Source organism: Streptomyces sp. NPDC023838 (assembly GCF_040639555.1).
In the GTDB taxonomy this organism is placed as follows: domain Bacteria; phylum Actinomycetota; class Actinomycetes; order Streptomycetales; family Streptomycetaceae; genus Streptomyces.
In genome coordinates this window covers 19,105-40,120 of sequence record NZ_JBFAAD010000051.1, presented here as the reverse complement: position 1 = coordinate 40,120, position 21,016 = coordinate 19,105, and the positions used below count along the sequence as shown (strand labels likewise).

Sequence of the window (21,016 nt, the reverse complement as noted above, 5' to 3'; positions counted from 1 at the left end):
TTCGTTTCCGACTCTATCAGACCGTTTCTCGATCCGATTTCCTCGGCGCTTTCCAGGTTTCCGCTTTCGCGTTTCCCTTTCCGGCGGCTCCGACTCTATCAGTGCTTTTCCGTCTCCCCGACCACTTCGCTTTGCGGCGCACCGGAAATACCGGCACAGCGGAGCGGGGGGTCGCAGATCAAGATCAGCAATTGGAGAAGGAGCCTGCCCGTCCCGACACATTCACGTGAAGTTCACACGTTGCGGTCAGGCGGGACTTAGGACAGTACAGGCCTCGGCGCGGTCGGGGCAAATCGGCCCCAGGCCCTCCATGGGTCTATGGTCTAGTCCACTACAGCACCGGTCTAGTCCAGTAGTCTCCGTCGGGGAAGCCCGGCCTGGAGACATACCAGGCGAACCCGGACTTCTGATGACATACCCTTCTGAACAGTACGCCGTTGCACAGCAAGTAGTGACGGTGACACGAAGAAGCCCCACCCCCTGGGAGGCCATCCATGACCACCGTGACGTCCCCGCTCGCCGGGCGTGCCATCGGACTCGCGGCAGTGCCCGATCCGGTTTTCTCCGGCGCGATGGTGGGTCCCGGTACCGCCATCGACCCCGTACGAGAGCCCTCTGAGGCGGTTTCCCCCGTCGACGGTGTCATCGTCTCCCTGCACCCGCACGCGTTCGTGGTTGTAGACGACCAGGGTCATGGCGTGCTGACGCACCTCGGTATCGACACCGTGCAGCTCAACGGCGAGGGCTTCGAGCTGCTCGTCAACAAGGGCGACACCGTCACGCGCGGCCAGGCCGTCGTGCGCTGGAACCCGGCCGCCGTGGAAGAGGCCGGGAAGTCTCCCGTGTGCCCCATCGTGGCCCTCGAAGCCACTGCTGACTCCCTCGGCGACCTCCGCGAGGACGGCGACGTGAAGGCCGGCGACGTCCTCTTCACCTGGAAGTAGTTCAGCCAGAAGTCGTGACGCCGCCGTCGTCGAGACGGTGAGTCGGACATCCACCGCGGTGGCGGAGACCGCCGCACCAATCGGAGACGGGTGAAATGGAGACAACGCTGCGAGGCGTGGGCGTGAGCCACGGTGTGGCGATCGGCCAGGTCCGGCACATGGGCACTGCGGTCCTGGAGCCGCCGGCCAAGCAGATTCCGGCGGAGGAGGCGGAGCGCGAACAGGGGCGCGCCCGCAAGGCCGTCGTGGCCGTGGCGGCCGATCTGAACGCGCGCGGCAACCTGGCCGGGGGTGAGGCCCAGGCCGTGCTGGAGGCTCAGGCCCTGATCGCCCAGGACCCCGAGCTGATCGCCGACGTCGACCGGCGCATCGCCGTGGGCAGCACCGCCGAGCGTGCCGTGTACGACGCGTTCTCGCACTACCGCGAGCTGCTCGCGGGCGCCGGTGAATACATGGCCGGTCGCGTGGCGGACCTCGACGACGTGCGCAACCGCATCGTGGCGCGCCTGCTGGGCGTCCCGATGCCGGGCGTTCCGGACAGCGACGAGCCGTATGTACTGATCGCGCGTGACCTCGCTCCCGCCGACACCGCGCTGCTCGACCCGACGCTCGTGCTCGGTTTCGTGACCGAGGAGGGCGGGCCGACCAGCCACAGCGCGATCCTGGCGCGGGCGCTCGGCGTCCCCGCGATCGTGGCGCTGCCGGGCGCCGGTGAGCTGGCCGAGGGCACGATGATCGCCGTCGACGGCAGCACCGGCGAGATCTTCGTCGACCCGAGCGAGGAGAAGCGCACCGAGCTGGAGCGTGCCGCGGCCGAGCGCAAGGCCGCGCTGGCCGCGTCCTCCGGTCCGGGTGCGACCTCGGACGGGCACAAGGTGCCGCTGCTCGCCAACGTCGGCGGTCCCGCCGACGTGCCGGCGGCGGTGGAGGCGGGCGCCGAGGGCGTCGGTCTGTTCCGTACCGAGTTCCTCTTCCTCGACGACTCCGCGAAGGCGCCGTCGGAGGAGAAGCAGGTCGAGGCGTACCGCAAGGTGCTGGAGGCGTTCCCCGAGGGCCGTGTGGTCGTGCGGGTGCTGGACGCCGGTGCCGACAAGCCGCTGGACTTCCTGACGCCTGCCGACGAGCCGAACCCGGCGCTCGGCGTGCGCGGTCTGCGCTCGCTCCTGGACCACCCCGGGGTGCTCCGGACGCAGCTGACGGCGCTGGCCAAGGCCGCCGAGGGGCTTCCGGTCTACCTGGAGGTCATGGCGCCGATGGTCGCGGACCGTACGGACGCCAAGGCGTTCGCGGACGCGTGCCGGGCGGCCGGGCTGCGGGCGAAGTTCGGCGCGATGGTGGAGATCCCCTCCGCCGCGCTCCGCGCGCGCTCGATCCTCCAGGAGGTCGAGTTCCTGTCGCTGGGCACCAACGACCTGGCCCAGTACACGTTCGCGGCCGACCGGCAGGTCGGTGCGGTGTCGCGGCTGCAGGACCCGTGGCAGCCCGCACTGCTCGACCTGGTCGCGCTGTCCGCCGAGGCGGCCAGGGCCGAGGGCAAGAGCTGTGGTGTCTGTGGTGAGGCTGCCTCCGATCCGCTGCTCGCGTGTGTGCTGACCGGTCTGGGTGTGACCAGCCTGTCGATGGGCGCCGCGTCCATTCCCTATGTGCGCGCGACGCTGGCGAAGTACACGCTCGCCCAGTGCGAGCGCGCGGCCGCGGCGGCCCGTGCCGCGGACTCGGCCGAGGAGGCCCGCGTGGCCGCGCAGGCGGTGCTGTCCGGGGAGTGATCCGGCTGCCGACCGCCTCGGCGCGGTGATCGAGTGAGAGGGGCTTCCCGTCGCGGGTGCGGCGGGGAGCCCCTTTCACGTGGGGGCCATCAGTGGTCGGTGGCGGGCTGGTCGAACGGGAAGCCCGCCCGGTAGTCCACTCCTGGTTCGGGTGCCACCGGGTCCCCGGTGTCGGCATCGGTGCAGTACGCGCTGAAGACCTCGCCTGCGGTGAGCAGGAGCAGTTTGCCCTCGTGCAGCCGCCAGCCGTGGACGCGGTCGGGCGTGTCCGCCTCCGTCGTCCGCAGCACCAGGCCGCCCGGGCTGTGCTGGGCGATCCCCGCGGCGAGGACGGTCACGAACTCGGCGACGTCCGTCTCGTCGAGCCGGGCCGGGTCGTCGCCGCGGCGCTCGGCGTGGAGCACGGCGATGAGCTGCTCCCGCTGTGCCTGGACGCTGCAGACCATGTGGTGCAGGCCCGGGCCCGCTGCCTCGATCAGGCGCATGAGGATCGTCGAGGCGCGTTCGAAGGCGGAGCGGCCGATGTCCTGGCCGCATTGGGCGCACTCCCCCAGGTCGGCCAGGAGCAGGGTCGCGTAGTCCCAGGTCGCCTGGCGGACCGCTTTGTTGATGAGCTCGGGCACCAGGCTGTCGATGGGCTGGCCCGCATAGGCGACGCGAGCGCCGCCCGACGCGATCTCGGCGGTGAAGCGGGTGCGGCTGTCGGCCGTGTCGGGGTCGATGCCGGCGGCTGCGCAGAACTCGGTGAACTCCTCCGGGTCGAAGAGGGCGACCGTGGTGTGCAGTCCCTGGGCGGCGAGGGATCTGAGCAGGCCGTCGACCTGGCGGAGATAGGTGGTGTGGTCGTCGAAGGTGAAGGTCCGGTACCGCCTCATCGCCTCGAAGTCGTACGCGTCGGCCAGCAGCCCCACCGTGCTGGGCGTCTCCCTGCGCAGGGTCCGCCGCATGGCTCTGGCCGCGTGGACGGGCCGTGAACCGTGGGGTTTTCCGGAGCGGGCGCCTGAGCGGGTGGAGGCCGTCGGGCCGGTGGATTTCCTGGTGTTGCGGATGTGCGCCATCTATTTCCCCCTGAGCGCGCTGTCGATCAGTGCTCACTCACCGTAACTGAGGCCACTGACAACGCCGGTCGCGGCAGCCGGTCCCGTACGAGCCGGTGTTGAACGCAGCAGGTCAGAGCGATCACGGCGCCGAAGGCGGTCCAGCCGATGGGGCCGGTCGCGATGGCCGCGGTGACGGCGAGCGGCCCCGCGCTGCGCTGGGCGGACTGGGCCAGGCCGTGCACGCCGAGGTAGGCGCCCTGGGCCTGTGCCGGGGCGAGCGCGATCGAGAGTTCCCACGAGATGGTGGCGTGGATCATCTCGGCCAGGGTGAACGCGGCGGCCGAGACGGTCAGGCAGATGCTCGCCGGCACGGCTCCGTGGACCGCCGAGGCGGCCATCGCGACACCGGCCGCGGCGAAGACGGTGGCGAGCGGCAGAAGCAGGCGGTGTGCCGCCTTGGTGGTCGCGCCGAAGCGGGCCAGGGGCACCTGGAGGCCCACCACCATCACGTTGTTGAGCACCATCAGGAGCGGTACGAGGCCGTGGGGCGCGTCCGTGGCGGAGACGGCCCAGAGGGGGATGCCGACCTTGAAGACGGCGTCATCCATGAAGAGGACGGACTCCGTGGCCACATAGGCCAGGTAGGCGCGGTCCTTCCAGGGGCTGCCCGGTCGCGCGGCGGGGGCGGGGTCCTTCGACGTGGTGACCGTGCGCGAGGGCGAGGGCGGTTCGGCGCAGCGGGCGGTGACCAGGGCGGCGCCGACGAAGGAGAGGGCGTCTCCGGCGAGCAACCACTGGTAGGCGGCCGTGGTGGCGAGCGCGAGGGCGGCCGCCGCGGCGAGGCCTCCGACGGCCCAGCCCGCGTTGGCCAGGGTGCGGCTGACGGCTTGGTAGCGGACGCGGTCGGGGCCTGCCACGCGGGCGGCGTACAGCTTGGTGAGCACGTTGGCGGAGCGGTCGCCGAAGCTGCCGACGGCCGAGTACACCAGCAGGAGCGCGTAGTTGTCGGTGGTGAGCAGTGCGGCGGAGGCCAGGGCGCGCAGGACCTGGAAGACGATGAGCACGCGCGTGAGGGGCAGCCGGTCCGCGATGCGGCCCCCGACGGGGGCGCCCGCGATGCCGACCGCGCCGGCCAGAGCGACCAGCGTGCCGACCTGGGCGACCGAGAGGCCCGCCACGTAGGTGAAGTACAGGACTGAGACGGCGGCCCACAGGCCGCTTCCGGTCCGGTCGACGAAGGCGACCCAGAGCATCAGGCGGCCGTCGCGGCCTCCCGGGACTCGTTCCCACAGTGCGGCACGTCGGCTGCGCGAAACCACTGTTCCCCCTTGACTGGCATTATGTATTGATACATAGTTCAGTACGTGGCAGAACAATATGCGATCAGCGGCACCTCGGCCAAGGGAATTGTCGCTTCCGTCGAACGAGGCGTCGCGGAAGGCGGGTTGGGGCCCGGCGACACGCTTCCTCCGGTCCGCCGGCTCGCGGACGACCTGGGCGTGAGTCCCGGCACGGTGGCGACGGCGTACAAGGAGCTGCGCAGTCGCGGTGTCGTGGTCACGCACGGGCGGGGCGGCACCGTGGTCGCCGCCGCGCCTTCGGTCGCCTCACGGCGCCCGCCGAAGGTGCCGGAGGGGCTGCGGGACCTCGCGGGCGGCCACCCCGACCCGGCGTTCCTGCCCGAACTGCCCGCGCCGGTGCGGATGACGGCCGGTGCGCGCTCGCACCGCTCCACGCCCCGGCTGCCGCTACTGGAGGAGCGCGTCCAGGAATGGCTGGGCGCCGACGGCGTGCCGAACGGGTCGGTGACCTTCGCGCACGGCGCGCTCGACTGCGTCGCCCGGCTGCTCACCACCGAGCTGCGGCCCGGCGACGCGGTGGCCATGGAGGACCCCGGCTACCACCATCTGCTCGACCTGGTGTCGGTGATGGGGCTGCGTACGGTCCCGGTCGCCGTCGACGACGAGGGGATGCGGCCGGAGGCCCTGCGCGATGCCTTGCGGGCCGGAGCGCGGGCCGTGGTGTGCAGCCCGCGCGCGCAGAACCCGTACGGCGGCTGCTTCTCGGAGCGGCGCCGGGACGACCTTGTGGAGGTGCTGCGCGGGGCGCCCGAGGTGCTGGTGATCGAGAACGACCACGCGGCGGAGATCGCGGGGGCGCCGCTGTACACGCTGACGGCGGGCGGGCGGCTGGCGCGCTGGGCGCATGTGCGGACGGTGACGAAGTACCTGGGCACCGACCTGCGGTGGGCTGCCGCCGCCTGTGACCCGGCGACGCTGGCGCGGCACGACGGCCGGCTGCTGCTGACCTCCGGCTGGGTGAGCCATCTGCTCCAGGGCACGGTGCTCGGACTGCTCACCGACCGGATGGCGCGGGAACTCGTCCTACGCGCGCGTGACGCCTACGCGGAGCGGCGCCACGCTCTGGCGGGCGAGCTGGAGCGGCGCGGGATCGCCTCGCACGGGGCGAGCGGGATGAACCTGTGGGTGCCGGTGCGGGACGAGTCGGCGGTGGTGAACGGGCTGCGGTCGCGCGGCTGGTGGGTCGCCGCCGGGGCGCGGTTCCGGATCGCCTCGGGGGCCGGTGTACGGATCACCTCGGCGGGGCTGGAGCCGGCCGAGGCGGTCCGGCTGGCCTCGGACTTCGCCGAGGTGCTGGGCGAGTCCGAGGCCACGTACGGGGGGTGAGGGCGACAGGGGGCCGGCCTCGCGCCCGAGCTGCGGCGCCCCCGGCCCGACGCCGACCGGGGCGCGCTCTTGTCAGCCGCGCTTGCGGGCCACCGCTTCGTAGAAGCGGAGGAGGTCGAGGTTGTCGACCGAGCCCGGGTTGACCGCCTTCTCCAGCGGCGTGCCCTGGAGCAGGCGCTTGACCGGCACCTCGATGCGCTTGCCCGTCAACGTGTGCGGTACGCCCGGGACTTCGATGATCTCGTCCGGGACGTGGCGCGGGGAGAGCTGCTCCCTGATCGCCTGCTTGACCTTCGTACGGAGGGCGTCGTCCAGGGCGGCGCCCTCGGCGAGATGGACGAAGAGCGGCATCCAGTAGCCGCCGTCCGGCTCTTCCAGGCCGATGACCAGGGCCTCGCGGATCTCCGGGAGGCGTTCGACGACTTCGTAGATGTCGGCCGAACCCATCCGGACGCCCTGGCGGTTGAGCGTGGAGTCGGAGCGGCCGTGGATGACCACCGAGCCGTGGTCGGTGATCGTGATCCAGTCGCCGTGGCGCCACACGCCGGGGAACATCTCGAAGTAGCTGTCGCGGTAGCGGCTGCCGTCCGGGTCGTTCCAGAAGCGGATGGGCATGGAGGGCATCGGGTTGACGACGACCAGCTCGCCCACCTCGCCCACGACGGGCTTGCCCTGCGGGTCCCAGGCCTGCAGGTCCGTGCCCAGGCAGGCGGCCTGGAGCTCGCCGATGTGCACCGGAAGCGTCGGGACCGCGCCCGCGAAGCAGGAGCACACGTCGGTGCCGCCGCTGACCGAGGCGATCCACAGGTCCTCGCGGACCTCGTCGTGGAGCCAGCGGAAGCCGTCCGGCGGCAGCGGCGAGCCCGTGGTGGCGACGCACTTGACGCGCGAGAGGTCGTGGTCGCGGGACGGGTGCACACCGGCCTTGCGGCAGGCCATCACATAGGCGGCGGAGGTGCCGAAGAGGGTGGCGCCGGTCCGCTCGGCCACCCCCCACTGGGCGCCGGTCTCCGGAAAGCCCGGGCTGCCGTCGTACAGGACGACCGTGGTGCCGGTCAGCAGTCCGGAGACGAGGAAGTTCCACATCATCCAGCCGGTGGAGGTGTACCAGAAGAACCGGTCCTCGGGGCCCAGGTCGCAGTGCAGGCCGAGCTGTTTGAAGTGTTCGAGGAGGATGCCGCCCTGGGACTGAACGATGGCCTTGGGCAGGCCCGTGGTGCCCGAGGAATAAAGAACCCAGAGCGGGTGGTCGAAGGGAACTTGCTCGAAGACCGGCTCGTTGTCACTCTCAGTGAGCGATGACCAGTCGAGAGTTCCTTGGGGGGCAGCGGTGCCGAGCAGCGGGATGTGGACGACGGCGCGCAGGGTGGGCAGTTCGCGGCGGAGCTCCGCGACGACGTCGGTGCGGTCGTGCTCCTTGCCGCCGTAGCGGTAGCCGTCGACGGTGAACAGGACGACGGGTTCGACCTGCTGGAACCGGTCGAGGACGCTGCGCGCGCCGAAGTCGGGGGCGCAGGACGTCCACACGGCGCCGACGGCCGCGGTGGCCAGGAGCGCGGTGACGGCCTGCGGGATGTTCGGCAGATAGCCGCTGACGCGGTCTCCGGGCCGCACGCCCAGGGCACGCAGCTCGGCGGCGAGCGAGCCGACCTGGCGGCGCAGCTCCGCCCAGCTGGTGGCGACGGGCTCGTGCGTCTCATCGACGTGCAGCAATGCGGCGTCGCCGGCGCGGGCCGGGTCCTCGGCGGTGCGCAGCGCGTGCTCGGCGTAGTTGAGGGTGGCGCCGGGGAACCACCGGGCGCCCGGCATCGACCGGTCGGCGAGCACCGTCTCGTACGGGGTCGAGAAGCGCACGTCGAACCAGTCGGCGACGGCCTTCCAGAAGGTGTCGAGTTCGGCGACGGACCAGCGGTGCAGCGCCTCGTAGCCGCCCTCGGCGGGGGCGCCGTACCGCTCGGCGGCCCAGGTCTGGAACGCGGTGATCCGCGCCCCGGCGATGCGGTCGGGGCCCGGCTGCCACAGGGGCGCGGGCTGCGGCGCGGCGTTCGCTGGTGAAGTCATGGGTCGGCTCCCGGGCTGGTACGCGTGGTGTGCGTTGCCACGCGCACACGCGAAGGGGTGTGCGCATGCGGCGGCTCACAGGGACGATGCCATGTGATCGTCTTCCGCACCAGGGTGTGCCGCCCATAGTCCAGCACCTGACGGTGTGCTGCCACCACGGGTGAACGGAAGTTGAACGGAGCCCACAGCTCATGATCCGGATGGCAGGGTGAGCCGCATGGACGGCAATGACCTGGTGCGCTCGGTGAAGGCGGTCGGCTCGGTGCAGGGGTTGCGGGCGGTGCGCTCGGCCCTGCGGCGGCGCCGTGCGGACGCGTGGGGGCTGCCCGCGCGCGGGCCCGAGCGCGCCCGGGTGCCCGGTCAGGTGCGAGACGCGGAGCCCCGGCCGGGTGGCGGTGTGGTGCGGTTCGCGCGCTCCGAGCTGGAGGTGCGGGTGGCGTCGGGCGGTGCCGTGTTCTGGGGCTGGGACGGGGCCGGCCCCGAGCCGTCGTACGCGCTGGCGGGGCCCCCGCCCCAGCCCGACGCGCGCGCGGTTCTGGAGCCCGACACGGACGGCGGCTGGCGGGTGGTCTCCGAACGGGTGATGGTGGCGGTCTCCCGGCACGGGGCCGTGGAGGTGCGCACCCCCGGCGGGGTGGTGCTCCGTCGCGAGCTGCCGCCGCGCTGGTGGGAGCCGGTCGGCGGCGGCCCCGCGCGCTGGGTGCAGCGCTCCGAAGTCGCCGCCGACGCGCGCGTGTTCGGGCTCGGCGGGCGCGCGGACGGCCCCCGGCTGCGCGACGGCACCTACCGGCTGTGGAACACGGACCCGCGCGGCGGCTTCGCCCCCGGCGACGACCCGCTGTACATCACGATGCCGGTGCAGCTGGTGGTGGCGGACGCCGGGACCCATCTGGCGTTCTACGACAACACCTGGGACGGCCGGGTCCAGCTGCGCGAGGGCGAGGAGGGCGCGGGGTCGGGCCACGACCGAGTCGGCAGCAGCGAGCTGCGGATGGAGGGCGGGCCGCTGCGCTGCTGGGTGGTGGCGGGCACCCCCGCGCGTGTGCTGCAGGGGTGGACGGTGCTCACCGGCGCGCCCGCGCTGCCGCCGTCCTGGGCGCTCGGCCCGCAGCACGCCCGCTGGGGCTTCGGCGGCGAGGCCGAGGTGCGGCGGGTCGCCGCCGGGTACCGGAAGCACGGGCTGCCCCTGTCCGCGCTCCATCTGGACATCGACCACTACGACGCGCACCAGGTGTTCACCGTCGACCGCGAGCGCTTCCCGGACCTGCCGCGCCTCGCCAAGGACCTGGCCGAGGACGGTGTGCGGCTGGTGTCGATCGTCGATCCGGCGGTGAAGGCCCAGCGCGGCAACGCCGTGTACGAGAGCGGGCTCGCGGCGGACGCGTTCGTTCGGGACGCGCGCGGCGACGAGGTGCGGGGAGTGGTCTGGCCGGGCGAGTGCGTGTATCCCGACTTCACCGATCCACGCGCGCGTGAGTGGTGGGGCGGGCTCTACCAGGAGCGGCTCGACCAGGGCTTCGCCGGGGTGTGGCACGACATGAACGAGCCGACGTCGTTCGCGCCCTTCGGCGACCCGACCCTGCCGCGCTCGGCGCGGCACGCGCTGGAGGGCCGGGGCGGCGACCACCGCGAGGCCCACAACGTGTACGGCCTGACCATGGCGCGGGCGGGCTACGAGGGGCTGCGCGGGCTGCGCCCCGACGACCGGCCGTTCCTGTTCAGCCGCTCCGGCTGGGCGGGGATGCAGCGCTACGGAGGCACCTGGTCGGGAGATGTGAGCACCGGCTGGCCGGGGTTGCGGGCCTCGCTCGCCCTGGTGCTGGGGCTGGGGCTGTGCGGGGTGCCGTACTCGGGTCCGGACGTGGGGGGTTTCAGCGGCACCCCGTCACCGGAGCTGTATCTGCGCTGGCTCCAGCTGGCGGCGCGGCTGCCGTTCTTCCGTACGCACTCGGCGATCTGGGCCGGGCGCCGGGAGCCGTGGGAGTTCGGCCCGGAGGTGCTCGGCCACGCGCGCGTGGCGCTGGCCGAGCGGGAGCGGCTGCGCCCGTACTTCATGACGCTGGCGCAGCTCGCCCGGCTGACCGGGGCGCCGTATGTGCGGCCCGTGTGGTGGGGCTCGCCGGGCGACCGGGCGCTGCGGGACTGCGAGGACGCGTTCCTGCTCGGCGACGCGCTGCTGGTGGCGCCCGTCTTCGAGCGGGGCACGGACCGGCGGGCGGTGCGGCTTCCGCGCGGCCGCTGGTACGACACGGCGACCGAGGAGCCGCACGAGGGCCCCGGCCAGGTCCTTGTGGACGCCCCCCTGGCGCGTATCCCGGTGCTGGCCAGGGCCGGATCCGTCATCCCGGTGCGCGGCGCGGGCGACGAGGTGGAGCTGGAGGTGTGGGCGCCGACAGCCGGGCGCACCGGCGGCGGCCTCGTCGTACGGGACGGGGGCGACGGGTGGGAGCCGGCGGTGGCGGAGCGTTTCACCACCCGGATGGCGGGCGGCCGGGTGGTGGTGGAGCGGATAACGGACGAGGGGGCGACGCGGGAGGTGGGGTACGCGGTGCGGGTTCGGGGTGGGCGCGGTGAGGCGGGGTGAGGCGCGGTGCCGCTTCCAGCGCGCCCGAGCACCCCACGGGCGCGCGGCAGGCTCGCGCCACAGCTCAGCCGCCTGCCCTCACGCCCCGGCCGCCGGCCAGCGGCCACCGACACCACCCACCAGCACCACCCACCGGCGACCGGCGACCGGCCACCGGCGACCGGCCACCGGCCACCGGCCACCGGCCGCGGCACCATCCCGCCCCCTCACCTCCCCGGCCGCCGCCCTCCCCGGCCCCGGCCGCCCTCACCTCCCGCCGAACCACTCCCGTACCACCTGGGTGTGCAGCGGGAACGCCAGTTCCTCGGGGTGGCGCAGGACGCGCCACCCCGCGGTCTCGTCCGTCGGCGCGGGCCGCGGGAGCACGGCGGCGGCGCGGGCGGGCAGCAGGCCGAACAGGAGCACGTGGTGCGGGGAGCTGAGGGCGTCCGCGAGGCGCACATCGGCGGCGGACGCCTCGATCCCGGTCTCCTCGTACAGCTCGCGCACGACCGCGTCCTGCCACAGTTCGCCGTCGTCGACGAAGCCGCCCGGAAGGGCGCAGCGGCCTATGTGGGGCTCGATGGCGCGGATGACGACGACCAGTCCCGTACCGCGCGCGTCCGTCACGGGAAGGAGGGCGACGGCGACCGGCAGCGGATTGCGGTAGGTGACGGTTCCGCAGGCCGCGCAGAGGCGGGGCCAGCCGGCCGAGGCCGACGGGTAGGGCGATCCGCACGCGGCGCAGTGCGAGTCCTTCACCGGCCGCTTCGAGGTATCCGAGGTCTTCGAGCTCTTCGAGGTCACGGTCACGGGCGGACTTTAACCGAATACATTCGGCCATCGGATCACATTGCCCCAACTCCCCCTTTTCTACGGCCTGTTGGGCCCTGAAGGGTGTGCACATGACACTCAGATCAACCGTACGCGGCCTGGTCACCGCTGCCGCCACCCTGCTCGCCGTGACCGCCACGTCGCCCGCCGCCCGGGCCACGCCCGAACCCAAGGCGCCCGCCGAGTTCGTGGCGCTGGCCACCGTGGACCCGACGATCATCCAGGAGATGCGTTACATCACGCCGCACAACTTCGTGGGCCGGCCCATCGACGGCTATCGGCAGCCGGTGTGCATCCTGACCCGCCATGCGGCCCAGGCGCTGCACCAGGCGCAGTTGAAGCTGCTTCGCGAGGGCTACTCGCTGAAGGTGTACGACTGCTTCCGGCCGCAGCGGGCCGTCGACACCTTCGTGAACTGGGCGAAGGACCTCGACGACCAGAGGATGAAGACCGAGTTCTATCCGCTTGTCGACAAGTCGAGGCTGTTCGACGACGGCTACATCGCGGCCAAGTCCGGGCACAGCCGGGGCAGTTCGGTGGACCTCACCATCGTCCGGCTGCCCGCGTGGCCGACGCCGCCGTACCGTCCCGGCCAGCAGCTCGTGCCCTGCTTCGCGCCGAAGGACCAGCGCTTCCCGGACAACTCCGTCGACATGGGCACCGGCTTCGACTGCTTCGACACCCTCGCGCACACCGACGACCCCCGGGTCCAGGGCGTCCAGCGCGCCAACCGCCAGCTCCTGAAGGGCACGCTCCAGGCCGCCGGGTTCGTGGGGCTCCCCGAGGAGTGGTGGCACTACACCTTCAAGCCGGAGCCGTTCCCGGACACCTACTTCGACTTCCCGGTGGCGTGGCGTTCGGTGGCTGGGCACCGCTGAGCCACTGAGGGCACGCCCCCTGCCCCCTGCCGGTGTGCGCCCGCCCGTGGCACACTTCTGACGTTCCGTCAGATTCGATGCCGGGAGGGGTTTTGACGCGCACGCGCACGCCCGTGGTGGCGGGCTGGTTCACGGAGGCGACGGAGGCGGGGGCCCAGGAGTTCCGGCTGCTCGGCACCCGGTGCACCGCCTGCGCCTCCGTGTTCTTCCCCCGCGAGGACTCCTTCTGCCGCAACCCCGCCTGCGCCGGGCGGGAGTTGACCGAGGTGCCGCTCTCCAGGCGCGGGCGCGTCTGGTCGTACACCGACGGGCGCTACCGGCCGCCCGCGCCCTATGTCTCCGACCCGGAGGCCGTCTGGCAGCCGTACACCCTGGTCGCCGTGGAGCTGGAGGCCGAGCGGATGGTCGTCCTGGGGCAGGCCGCGCCGGGTGTGACCACCGCCGACCTCGCCGTCGGCATGGAGGTCGAGGTGGTGCCCGGCGTGCTCAACGAGGACGCCGGCACCGTCTGGACCACCTGGCACTGGCGCCCCGTGAGGACGGGCGCATGAGCGGCACGGACGACATCGCGGTCCTCGGCGCCGGAATGCACCCCTGGGGCAAATGGGGGCGCGGCTTCGTCGAGTACGGGACGGTGGCGGCCCGCGCCGCCCTCGCCGACGCCGGGCTGGAGTGGCCGGACGTGCAGTCCGTGGTCGGAGCCGACACCGTGCGCGGCGGCTACCCGGGGTACGTCGCCGGGGCGACCTTCGCGCGGGCGCTGGGCTGGCAGGGCGCGCGCGTGACGAGCGTGTACGCGGCCTGCGCGTCCGGGGCGCAGGCGATCAACGCCGCGCGGGCGCAGATCCTGTCCGGGATGGCCGAGGTGGTGCTGGTGGTGGGCGCCGACGCCGCGCCCAAGGGGTTCTTCGCCCCGGCGGGCGGCGATCGGCCCGACGACCCCGACTGGCTGCGGTTCCGGGTCCTCGGCGCCACCAACCCGGCCTACTTCGGTCTCTACGCCCGCCGCCGCATGGCCCTGCACGGGGACACCGTCGACGACTTCGCGCGCGTGAAGGTGAAAAACGCGGCGGCGGGCGCGCTCAATCCGTACGCCCGCTACCGCAAGGCGGTGAGCGCCGAGGAGGTCGCGGCCTCGGCCGTCGTCGCCGATCCGCTGCGGCTGCTCGACATCTGCGCGACCTCCGACGGGGCGGCCGCCCTGGTGCTGTGCGGCATGGAGTACGCGCGCCGGCACGGGGCTGTGGATCCGGTCCGTATCCGGGCCGTGTCCATGGTCACGCCCACCTACCCCAACGCGGTCCTGGACCTGCCCGACATCGCCACCGACTCGGCGGTCGCGGCGGAGCCCCCGCCGTACTCCTTCCGCGCCTCCATCGCCCGGGCCGCCTACGAGGAGGCCGGGATCGGGCCCGAGGACCTGTCGCTGGCCGAGGTGTACGACCTTTCGACCGCGCTGGAGCTGGAGTGGTACGAGGACCTGGGGCTGTGCGGCGCCGGGGAGGGCGCGAAGCTCCTACGGGAGGGCGTGACGGCGCTCGGCGGTCGCGTTCCGGTCAACGCGAGCGGGGGACTCGCATCGTTCGGCGAGGCGGTGCCCGCGCAGGCCATCGCGCAGGTCTGCGAGCTCACCTGGCAGCTGCGCGGCACGGCCGGCGAGCGGCAGATCGACCGTGCACGGGCCGGAATCACCGCCAATCAGGGCCTGTTCGGGCATGGCTCGTCGGTGATCGCGGTGCGCTGAGGTCCCGGCCGCCGGGCCGTGCGTACCCCGGCGGCCCGTGCTGTCGGCGACCTTGACGCTCCATCACGGCCGGTGAACACTTCCCGTTGTCTTTCGGCGTCGCCGTTCCTCGGCTCCCGGCCGCGTGCCGTCGTACGCGGCCGCCGGGCCGCTCCCCCACGGGGCGATTCCGCCGGACGGGCACGCTCGTCGCGGATGCCGGGCGGGGGTTCGCGCCGACCCTCACGGCCGGCTCCGCAGCCATGGGTAGCGCGCGCCCCGCACGGAGGAGCGGGGCCACGGCGTCGTCCGCCGGACGGCCTCCCGAGCTCCCGCCGCACCACCGCAGCCTTCTGACCTAGGGGTAGCCATGACGGAGAAGTTCGTCGCAGCCATCGACCAGGGCACCACCTCCAGCCGCTGCATCATCTTCGACCACAGCGGCGCCATCGTCGCCGTGGACCAGCGCGAGCACCGCCAGATCTTCCCCAAGCCCGGCTGGGTCGAGCACGACGCCACCGAGATCTGGGCCAAGGTGCAGGCCGTGGTCGCGGGCGCGCTGGCCAAGGCCGGGATGCGCGCGGAACAGCTCAGCGCGCTCGGCATCACCAACCAGCGCGAGACGACGGTGCTGTGGGACCGGGCGACCGGCAAGCCCGTGCACAACGCGATCGTCTGGCAGGACACCAGGACGTCCGCGCTCTGCGCCCAGCTCGGCGCCGAGGACGGCCAGGACCGCTTCCGGGACGCCACCGGACTGCCGCTGGCCAGCTACTTCTCCGGGCCCAAGGCGGCCTGGCTGCTCGACAACGTACCCGGCCTCCGGGCCCGTGCCGAGCGCGGCGAGATCGCCTTCGGGACCATCGACTCCTGGCTGATCTGGAACCTGACCGGCGGCACGGACGGCGGCGTGCACGTCACCGACGTCACCAACGCCTCGCGGACCATGCTGATGAACCTGGAGACCCTGGAGTGGGACTCCTCGATCCTGGCCGCGATGAACGTACCGGAGGCGATCCTTCCGCAGATCCGGTCGTCGGCGGAGGTGTACGGGACGGCGGTGGGCCGGCTGGCGGGCGTGCCGGTGGCGTCCGCGCTCGGTGACCAGCAGGCGGCGATCTTCGGCCAGGCCTGCTACGACACGGGCACGGCCAAGAACACGTACGGGACCGGGAGTTTCCTGCTGCTCAACACCGGCGGCAGGCCCGTACCGTCGAAGAGCGGCCTGATCACCACCGTTGGCTACAAGATCGGCGACCAGGCGCCGGTCTACTGCCTGGAGGGGTCGATCGCGATCACCGGAGCCCTGGTCCAGTGGTTCCGGGACCAGCTCGGCCTCATCCGCAGCGCCGACGAGATCGAGTCGCTCGCCGCGAGCGTCGAGGACAACGGCGGCGCCTACATCGTGCCCGCCTTCTCCGGCCTGTTCGCGCCCTACTGGCGCTCCGACGCGCGCGGTGTGGTCACCGGTCTGACCCGGTACGTCACCAAGGCGCACCTGGCCCGCGCGGTCCTGGAGGCCACCAGCTGGCAGACCCGCGAGGTGGTGGACGCGATGTACCAGGACTCCGGGGTACGGATCACCACGCTCAAGGTCGACGGCGGGATGACGGTCAACCGGCTCCTGATGCAGCACCAGGCGGACGTGCTCGGTGTGCCGGTGATCCGGCCGAAGGTCTCCGAGACGACCTGTCTGGGCGCGGCCTACGCGGCCGGGCTCGCCACCGGGGTATGGGCGGGCCTCGACGAGCTGAAGGCGCACTGGGCGCAGGACGTGGAGTGGGTGCCGGCCATGGAGGCGGGGGTGCGCGAGCGCGAGTACGTCAACTGGCGCAAGGCCGTGGAGCGCAGCCTCGGCTGGCACGAGGAGGACGAGAAGTAGCCACCGCGGCCCTGCGCGCGGGAGCGCCCCCAAGACGCACGGCCCGTACCCCAGTCGGTGGGGGTACGGGCCGTGTCCCCGCGTACGAGCCGTGCTCTCGTGTACGGGTCTCAGATCGAGACCGGGCGGCGCCTGCGCTCGGAGAGGACCATCGCGTGCTCCACGACCGCGACCAGGACGTCCTTGACGGCCTCGCGGTCGCGCGCGTCCGTCATCATCAGCGGCACCTCGGGGTCGAGGTCGAGCGCGGAGCGCACGGCGTCGGCCGGGTAACGGGCCGCTTCGTCGAAGCAGTTGACGGCCACCGTGAAGGGCAGCCCCCGGCGCTCGAAGTAGTCGATCGCCGCGAAGGAGTCCTCCAGGCGGCGGGTGTCCGCGAGGACCACCGCGCCCAGCGCCCCCTGCGCCAGCTCGTCCCAGAGGAACCAGAAGCGGTCCTGGCCGGGCGTGCCGAAGAGATAGAGCACCAGGTCCTCGCGGAGCGTGATGCGTCCGAAGTCCATCGCGACGGTGGTGGTGCTCTTCGCCTCCACCCCCGCGACGTCGTCGACCGGCCGGCCGACCTCGCTGAGCCGCTCCTCGGTGCGCAGCGGCCGGATCTCGCTGACCGCGCCCACCAGAGTGGTCTTGCCGACTCCGAAGCCGCCCGCCACCAGGATCTTGAGCGTCACCGGTTCGACGGGCCGCTTCCTGCGGCTAGAGCGCCCGAAGGCCATTGATCACCTCGCGGAGAAGGGACTCGTCCGGCAGCTCGGCCGGCGGAACGGGTCGGGAGACGTGCACCAGCTGGTCCTGGACGAGATCGCCCACCAGGACGCGGACCACCCCGACGGGGAGGTCGAGTCCGGCGGCGAGCTCGGCGATGGACTGCGGGGTGCCGACGCAGCGTTCGACGATCTCGACGTGTTCGGGCGAGAGCGAGTGGTCCCGCCCCGGGTCGTCGGCGGCCGGTTCGGGCACCACCACCGCGATCAGGTCGAGCCGGTGCTGACCGACGCTGCTGGTACGGCCGCGGGTCATCGCGTACGGCCGCACCACCGGTCCCGCGTCGTCGTCGAACCAGTGGTGCTGCCGGAGCGGCGACTGCTGCGGCGCCCGGTCCGGCTGCTGCGGGCCGTTCGCCGGCGCCCGCTGGTCTGCGTCACTCATACCGTCGCGCTCACCCTGCGGTGGGCAGGCCGGTCCGTGGTGCCGTGGTGAGGTGGGCCCCGACCCGCTTGACCATCAGGGTCATCTCGTACGCCACCTGGCCCACGTCGGACTCGGCGTCGGCCAGGACGGCCAGACAGCTGCCGTCCCCGGCGGCGGTCACGAACAGGAAGGCGTCGTCGAGCTCCACGACGGTCTGGCGGACCCCGCCCACGTCGAAGTGGCGGCCGACCCCCTTGGCGAGGCTGTGGAAGCCGGAGGCGACGGCGGCCAGGTGCTCGCCGTCCTCCCGCGTCAGGTCCCTCGACGTGCCGGTGGGCAGGCCGTCGCTGGACAGGACGAGCGCCTTGCGGATGGAGCCGACCCGGTCGACCAACTCGTCCAGCAACCAGCTGAGTTCCCCGGCGCCCTTCCCGATGACGTCGTGTGCTGCGGACTTCGGTGCGGTCATCGACCGTCCCCCTCCGATGTGTTGCGTCGTACGCCGCCCAGGGCCTGGTCGGGCCCGTCGGCTGTGGTCTCTGCGCTGGTCATCGCGGTGTGTCGACGCCCGCGCTGCCAGCCGCGCTGCATCGACGCCATACGGTTGCGCACTTCCTCTGCGTCGCGCTCGGGCTGCGGGTGAGCGCCCTGGCCGCCCGGCCCGGTGCGCGCCGCGGGCTCGGCGGAGGTCTCTTTCAGCTGCGGGGCGAGGCTGGCCTGGCGGACCCGGCGGGGCAGCTCGCCCTGCGGAACGGTTCCGTCGGCGCTCTCCCGGCCGGGCGCGGGCCGGCGCAGCGGCTCGGGCGCCGGGGCCGGGACGAGTCCGCTGGCGCGCAGTGCGTCGGCCCGCCGCCGCTCCGCGGTCGGCCCGGCCGGACGGGCCGGCTCCGCCGCGGGCGCCGGGTGGCCGCGGCCCGGCTGGTCGCCGACGCGGCGCCCGTGGTCGCTCACCAGCGTCGGCGCCGGCGGGCGGCGGCGCGGCAGCGGTACGGGACCGGACGGCTCCAGCGGGGCTCCGCCTTCGTCGGCGGCCTGCTGGTGCTGGCGGTACTCGGCCGGGACCCCCCGGGGTGCGCCGCGGAAACCGGTGTGGACGCTTTCGCGCTCGTCGGCGCCCAGGGCGTGCGGGGCGAGCTCCAGCGGGTCGACGGGTGCCTCCAGTTCGACGGGGCCGTCGAGCAGGGCGCGGTCGGGGGCGCCCGCCGGGAGCGGGGAGAGCGCGCGGGGACCCGCGTCCCGCTCGCGGCGCGCGGCCGCGTCGCCGTGGGCCGCCTTGCGGTCGAGGCGGAAGCCGGTGCCGTTGGTGTCCGGAGCGTCGGTGAGCAGGGCCGCCGGGATGAAGACGATCGCCGTGGTGCCCCCGTACGGGGAGGGCTGGAGGGAGACGCGGACGTTCTGGCGCTGGGCGAGCCGGCTGACCACGAACAGGCCGAGCCGGTCGGTGTCGGAGAGCTCGAACTCGGGGGTCTCGGCGAGGCGCAGGTTGGCATCGAGGAGCGCTTCGGGCGTCATGCCCAGGCCCCGGTCGTGGATCTCCAGGGTGAAGCCGTTGGCCACCCGCTCGCCGTGCACCTGGACGGCGGTGTGCGGGGGCGAGAACACCGTGGCGTTCTCCAGGAGTTCGGCCACCAGGTGGGTGAGGTCCGCGACGGCCGGGCCGCCGACGCCGAGCCGGGGCAGCCTGCGGACCTCGATGCGCTCGTAGTCCTCGACCTCGGCCACCGCCGCCCGGACGACGTCCATCAGCTGGACGGGCTTGCGCCACTGGCGGGACGTGGCGGCGCCGGAGAGGATCACCAGGCTCTCGGCGTGGCGGCGCATGCGGGTGGTGAGGTGGTCGAGCCGGAAGAGGTCGGCGAGCTCGTCGGTGTCCTCGGTGCGGCGCTCCATGGTGTCCAGGAGCGTGAGCTGGCGGTGCAGCAGGACCTGGTTGCGGCGGGCGAGGTTGACGAACACCTCGGCCACCCCGCGCCGCATGTCGGCCTGTTTGACGGCGGCCTCGACGGCGGCGCGCTGAAGGGTGTTGAGGGCCTGGCCGACCTGCCCGACCTCGTCCTTCTCATACTCCAGGCGGGGCGCCTCGGTCTCGACGTCGACCTGTTCGCCGGCGGCGAGGCGGCGCATCACGCTCGGCAGGCGCACGCCGGACGCCTCGTGCGCCTCCTTGCGGAGCCGGGTGAGGTCGCGGATCAGCTCGCGGCCGATGCGTACGGAGAGGAAGAGCGAGAAGACGAGGGCGAGGAAGCCGAGGACGCCCGCGACACCGGCCTTGATGAGGACGTTGAAGGCCACGGGGTGGACGCGGTCGCGGTAGCGGTCGTCGGCGTCGGAGACGGCTTGGGACAGGCGCGAGAGAAGCGGGGTCGCGGTCTGCTGCCAGCGGGCCAGGTCGACGCGCGGGTTCTTGGTGGGGCCGGCGGTGATGATGTTCTGCTCGGCGGCGCGCAGCGATTCGGAGCCGGCGGCGGCCCAGAAGCGCTCGAAGATCTCGCGCTCGCCGCTGGGCAGGTTCTCCAGGCTGATCTCGTACAGGAGCGTGCGGTTGGCCACCAGGTTGACCACCTCGCGCAGTTCGTTCCAGGTGAACTGCGGCGGCGTGACCAGCGAGGAGGCGACCAGGGCGTCCTCGCGGGCCAGCATCTCGCGGGCCCGGGCGAGGCCGACGACCGCGCGGCCCTGCTTGTCCATGTCCACGTTCTCCAGCGCGTGGAGATTGGTCAGGAACGTGTAGCAGGGCTCGATGACGTCGCTGTAGGCCTCCAGCGCCTGGGCGCGGTTGACGCTGCGCCGGTCGACCTGCCGGCGCAGATCGCCGATGCCGTCGAACTCCTGGAGGACGGTCTTCAGCCGCGCCCGGGCGGCCGCGTGCAGATCGTCGCGCACCTGGGAGTCATTGGCGGCGGAACGAATCTTCGCCACCGCGCGGTCGGTGTCCTGGCGGCGCTTCTGCAGCGCGGCGAGCGCGTCGGAGGCCCGCTGGTCGGCCAAGTAGACGAGCGTCTGGCGGCGTTCCTCCTGGATGACCTGGACGGTGTCCTCCATCGGCGAGCCGACCTTGTCCACGATGTACGTGACGTTCAGCAGCTCGTTGGCCTCGCGGCCGGTGATGTAGGTCGTGAATCCCCAGAGAGCGGTGAGGGAGACGAGCGGCACCAGCAGCAACGCCACGATCTTCCTGCGGATGGACTTCCCGCGAAAGCGCATGGCCTCCCCCAGATCAACCGTCAACAAACGGCGAGAGCCTACTACTGCCACACAGACAACTCGAAGACACGTCCGGACGATTTTCGGCCGCCCTCACGGGAGTTGATCACGGGTTGTCCTGCTATTACGGGAGATCAACTCCCGGGTGTGGCCGAGGACACCCGTAGGGCCAGTGGTTCCCGTCTCGGCCCGGTTGGCTGGAATTCTGCCTTCCACCCAAATCCCGGGAATCTTCGGGGAGTTCCGTTCGTCCTTCTGTACGGGGGTTGTGACGGGGATGTACGGACCCGTGCGAATCGGCAG

17 protein-coding genes are annotated in these 21,016 nt (G+C 72.7%); 9 read left to right on the top strand and 8 right to left on the bottom strand.

The window, feature by feature from the left end:
• From AB0G17_RS34935 to ptsP, 3 genes are all read left to right on the top strand, one after another.
• A partial coding sequence (locus AB0G17_RS34935; protein ID WP_361391469.1) for a hypothetical protein occupies positions 1-230 on the top strand: 230 nt, incomplete at its 5' end.
• 264 nt (positions 231-494) lie between these two features.
• Positions 495-944, top strand: coding sequence for a PTS glucose transporter subunit IIA (locus AB0G17_RS34930; RefSeq protein WP_361391466.1), 450 nt, complete (start codon positions 495-497; stop codon positions 942-944).
• A gap of 95 nt (positions 945-1,039) precedes the next feature.
• Positions 1,040-2,710 (top strand): phosphoenolpyruvate--protein phosphotransferase, encoded by a 1,671-nt coding sequence (ptsP, locus tag AB0G17_RS34925; RefSeq protein WP_361391463.1) that lies wholly within the window; start codon positions 1,040-1,042, stop codon positions 2,708-2,710.
• 89 nt (positions 2,711-2,799) lie between these two features.
• Here ptsP and AB0G17_RS34920 read toward each other — a convergent pair whose 3' ends face one another.
• Positions 2,800-3,657 (bottom strand): hypothetical protein, encoded by an 858-nt coding sequence (locus AB0G17_RS34920; RefSeq protein ID WP_361391478.1) that lies wholly within the window; start codon positions 3,655-3,657, stop codon positions 2,800-2,802.
• Positions 3,658-3,794: 137 nt separating this feature from the next.
• Positions 3,795-5,003 carry an MFS transporter gene (locus tag AB0G17_RS34915; protein ID WP_361391460.1) on the bottom strand — a complete coding sequence of 403 codons (1,209 nt, stop codon included), beginning with the start codon at positions 5,001-5,003 and terminating at the stop codon, positions 3,795-3,797.
• Between the two features lie 111 nt (positions 5,004-5,114).
• On the opposite strand from AB0G17_RS34915, the gene AB0G17_RS34910 reads away from it, so the two are divergent.
• Positions 5,115-6,437 (top strand): aminotransferase class I/II-fold pyridoxal phosphate-dependent enzyme, encoded by a 1,323-nt coding sequence (locus AB0G17_RS34910; RefSeq protein WP_361391457.1) that lies wholly within the window; start codon positions 5,115-5,117, stop codon positions 6,435-6,437.
• A gap of 72 nt (positions 6,438-6,509) precedes the next feature.
• Here the strand turns inward: AB0G17_RS34910 and AB0G17_RS34905 are convergent, their stop codons facing one another.
• The gene (locus AB0G17_RS34905) at positions 6,510-8,498 is read right to left on the bottom strand and encodes an acetoacetate--CoA ligase (RefSeq protein ID WP_361391454.1); all 1,989 of its coding nucleotides are present in this window, start codon (positions 8,496-8,498) and stop codon (positions 6,510-6,512) included.
• Between the two features lie 217 nt (positions 8,499-8,715).
• Between AB0G17_RS34905 and AB0G17_RS34900 the strand changes: the two genes are divergently transcribed.
• Positions 8,716-11,082, top strand: a complete 2,367-nt coding sequence (locus AB0G17_RS34900; RefSeq protein WP_361391451.1) for a TIM-barrel domain-containing protein — start codon at positions 8,716-8,718, stop codon at positions 11,080-11,082.
• A 246-nt stretch (positions 11,083-11,328) separates the two neighbouring features.
• Here AB0G17_RS34900 and AB0G17_RS34895 read toward each other — a convergent pair whose 3' ends face one another.
• Positions 11,329-11,868 carry an NUDIX domain-containing protein gene (locus AB0G17_RS34895; RefSeq protein WP_361391475.1) on the bottom strand — a complete coding sequence of 180 codons (540 nt, stop codon included), beginning with the start codon at positions 11,866-11,868 and terminating at the stop codon, positions 11,329-11,331.
• Positions 11,869-11,966: 98 nt separating this feature from the next.
• Here AB0G17_RS34895 and AB0G17_RS34890 point away from each other — a divergent pair, with 98 nt between their 5' ends.
• From AB0G17_RS34890 to glpK, 4 genes are all read left to right on the top strand, one after another.
• Positions 11,967-12,773 carry a M15 family metallopeptidase gene (locus AB0G17_RS34890; protein ID WP_361391448.1) on the top strand — a complete coding sequence of 269 codons (807 nt, stop codon included), beginning with the start codon at positions 11,967-11,969 and terminating at the stop codon, positions 12,771-12,773.
• A 92-nt stretch (positions 12,774-12,865) separates the two neighbouring features.
• Entirely contained in the window at positions 12,866-13,324 is a 459-nt protein-coding gene (locus AB0G17_RS34885; protein WP_361391445.1) for a zinc ribbon domain-containing protein, read from the top strand.
• On the top strand, positions 13,321-14,517 hold the full coding sequence (locus AB0G17_RS34880) for a lipid-transfer protein (protein WP_361391442.1): 1,197 nt from the start codon (positions 13,321-13,323) through the stop codon (positions 14,515-14,517). The genes AB0G17_RS34885 and AB0G17_RS34880 overlap by 4 nt, the downstream gene beginning before the upstream one ends.
• A 349-nt stretch (positions 14,518-14,866) precedes the next feature.
• A complete protein-coding gene (gene glpK, locus AB0G17_RS34875; protein ID WP_361391439.1) occupies positions 14,867-16,378 on the top strand; it encodes a glycerol kinase GlpK in 1,512 nt (503 codons plus the stop codon).
• 110 nt (positions 16,379-16,488) lie between these two features.
• On the opposite strand, the gene AB0G17_RS34870 is transcribed toward glpK, so the two are convergent.
• The 4 genes from AB0G17_RS34870 to AB0G17_RS34855 are packed head-to-tail and all read right to left on the bottom strand — an operon-like array spanning position 16,489 to position 20,713.
• Positions 16,489-17,094: an ATP/GTP-binding protein gene (locus AB0G17_RS34870; protein WP_361391436.1), complete on the bottom strand. Its 606-nt coding sequence runs from the start codon at positions 17,092-17,094 to the stop codon at positions 16,489-16,491.
• On the bottom strand, positions 17,075-17,527 hold the full coding sequence (locus AB0G17_RS34865) for a DUF742 domain-containing protein (protein WP_361391433.1): 453 nt from the start codon (positions 17,525-17,527) through the stop codon (positions 17,075-17,077). Before AB0G17_RS34865 ends, AB0G17_RS34870 begins: the two co-directional genes overlap by 20 nt.
• A gap of 10 nt (positions 17,528-17,537) precedes the next feature.
• Positions 17,538-17,978 carry a roadblock/LC7 domain-containing protein gene (locus AB0G17_RS34860; protein WP_361391430.1) on the bottom strand — a complete coding sequence of 147 codons (441 nt, stop codon included), beginning with the start codon at positions 17,976-17,978 and terminating at the stop codon, positions 17,538-17,540.
• Entirely contained in the window at positions 17,975-20,713 is a 2,739-nt protein-coding gene (locus AB0G17_RS34855; protein WP_361391427.1) for a nitrate- and nitrite sensing domain-containing protein, read from the bottom strand. The genes AB0G17_RS34860 and AB0G17_RS34855 overlap by 4 nt, the downstream gene beginning before the upstream one ends.
• Positions 20,714-21,016: the final 303 nt, after the last annotated feature.

Bases quoted from the DNA above. Each gene is read 5' to 3' on its own strand.
- AB0G17_RS34930 (WP_361391466.1), top strand. From the start codon at position 495: ATGACCACCGTGACGTCCCCGCTCGCCGGGCGTGCCATCGGACTCGCG.
- ptsP (WP_361391463.1), top strand. From the start codon at position 1,040: ATGGAGACAACGCTGCGAGGCGTGGGCGTGAGCCACGGTGTGGCGATC.
- AB0G17_RS34920 (WP_361391478.1), bottom strand. From the start codon at position 3,657: ATGCGGCGGACCCTGCGCAGGGAGACGCCCAGCACGGTGGGGCTGCTG.
- AB0G17_RS34915 (WP_361391460.1), bottom strand. From the start codon at position 5,003: ATGCTCTGGGTCGCCTTCGTCGACCGGACCGGAAGCGGCCTGTGGGCC.
- AB0G17_RS34905 (WP_361391454.1), bottom strand. From the start codon at position 8,498: ATGACTTCACCAGCGAACGCCGCGCCGCAGCCCGCGCCCCTGTGGCAG.
- AB0G17_RS34900 (WP_361391451.1), top strand. From the start codon at position 8,716: ATGGACGGCAATGACCTGGTGCGCTCGGTGAAGGCGGTCGGCTCGGTG.
- AB0G17_RS34890 (WP_361391448.1), top strand. From the start codon at position 11,967: ATGACACTCAGATCAACCGTACGCGGCCTGGTCACCGCTGCCGCCACC.
- AB0G17_RS34880 (WP_361391442.1), top strand. From the start codon at position 13,321: ATGAGCGGCACGGACGACATCGCGGTCCTCGGCGCCGGAATGCACCCC.
- glpK (WP_361391439.1), top strand. From the start codon at position 14,867: ATGACGGAGAAGTTCGTCGCAGCCATCGACCAGGGCACCACCTCCAGC.
- AB0G17_RS34870 (WP_361391436.1), bottom strand. From the start codon at position 17,094: ATGGCCTTCGGGCGCTCTAGCCGCAGGAAGCGGCCCGTCGAACCGGTG.
- AB0G17_RS34865 (WP_361391433.1), bottom strand. From the start codon at position 17,527: ATGAGTGACGCAGACCAGCGGGCGCCGGCGAACGGCCCGCAGCAGCCG.
- AB0G17_RS34860 (WP_361391430.1), bottom strand. From the start codon at position 17,978: ATGACCGCACCGAAGTCCGCAGCACACGACGTCATCGGGAAGGGCGCC.
- AB0G17_RS34855 (WP_361391427.1), bottom strand. From the start codon at position 20,713: ATGCGCTTTCGCGGGAAGTCCATCCGCAGGAAGATCGTGGCGTTGCTG.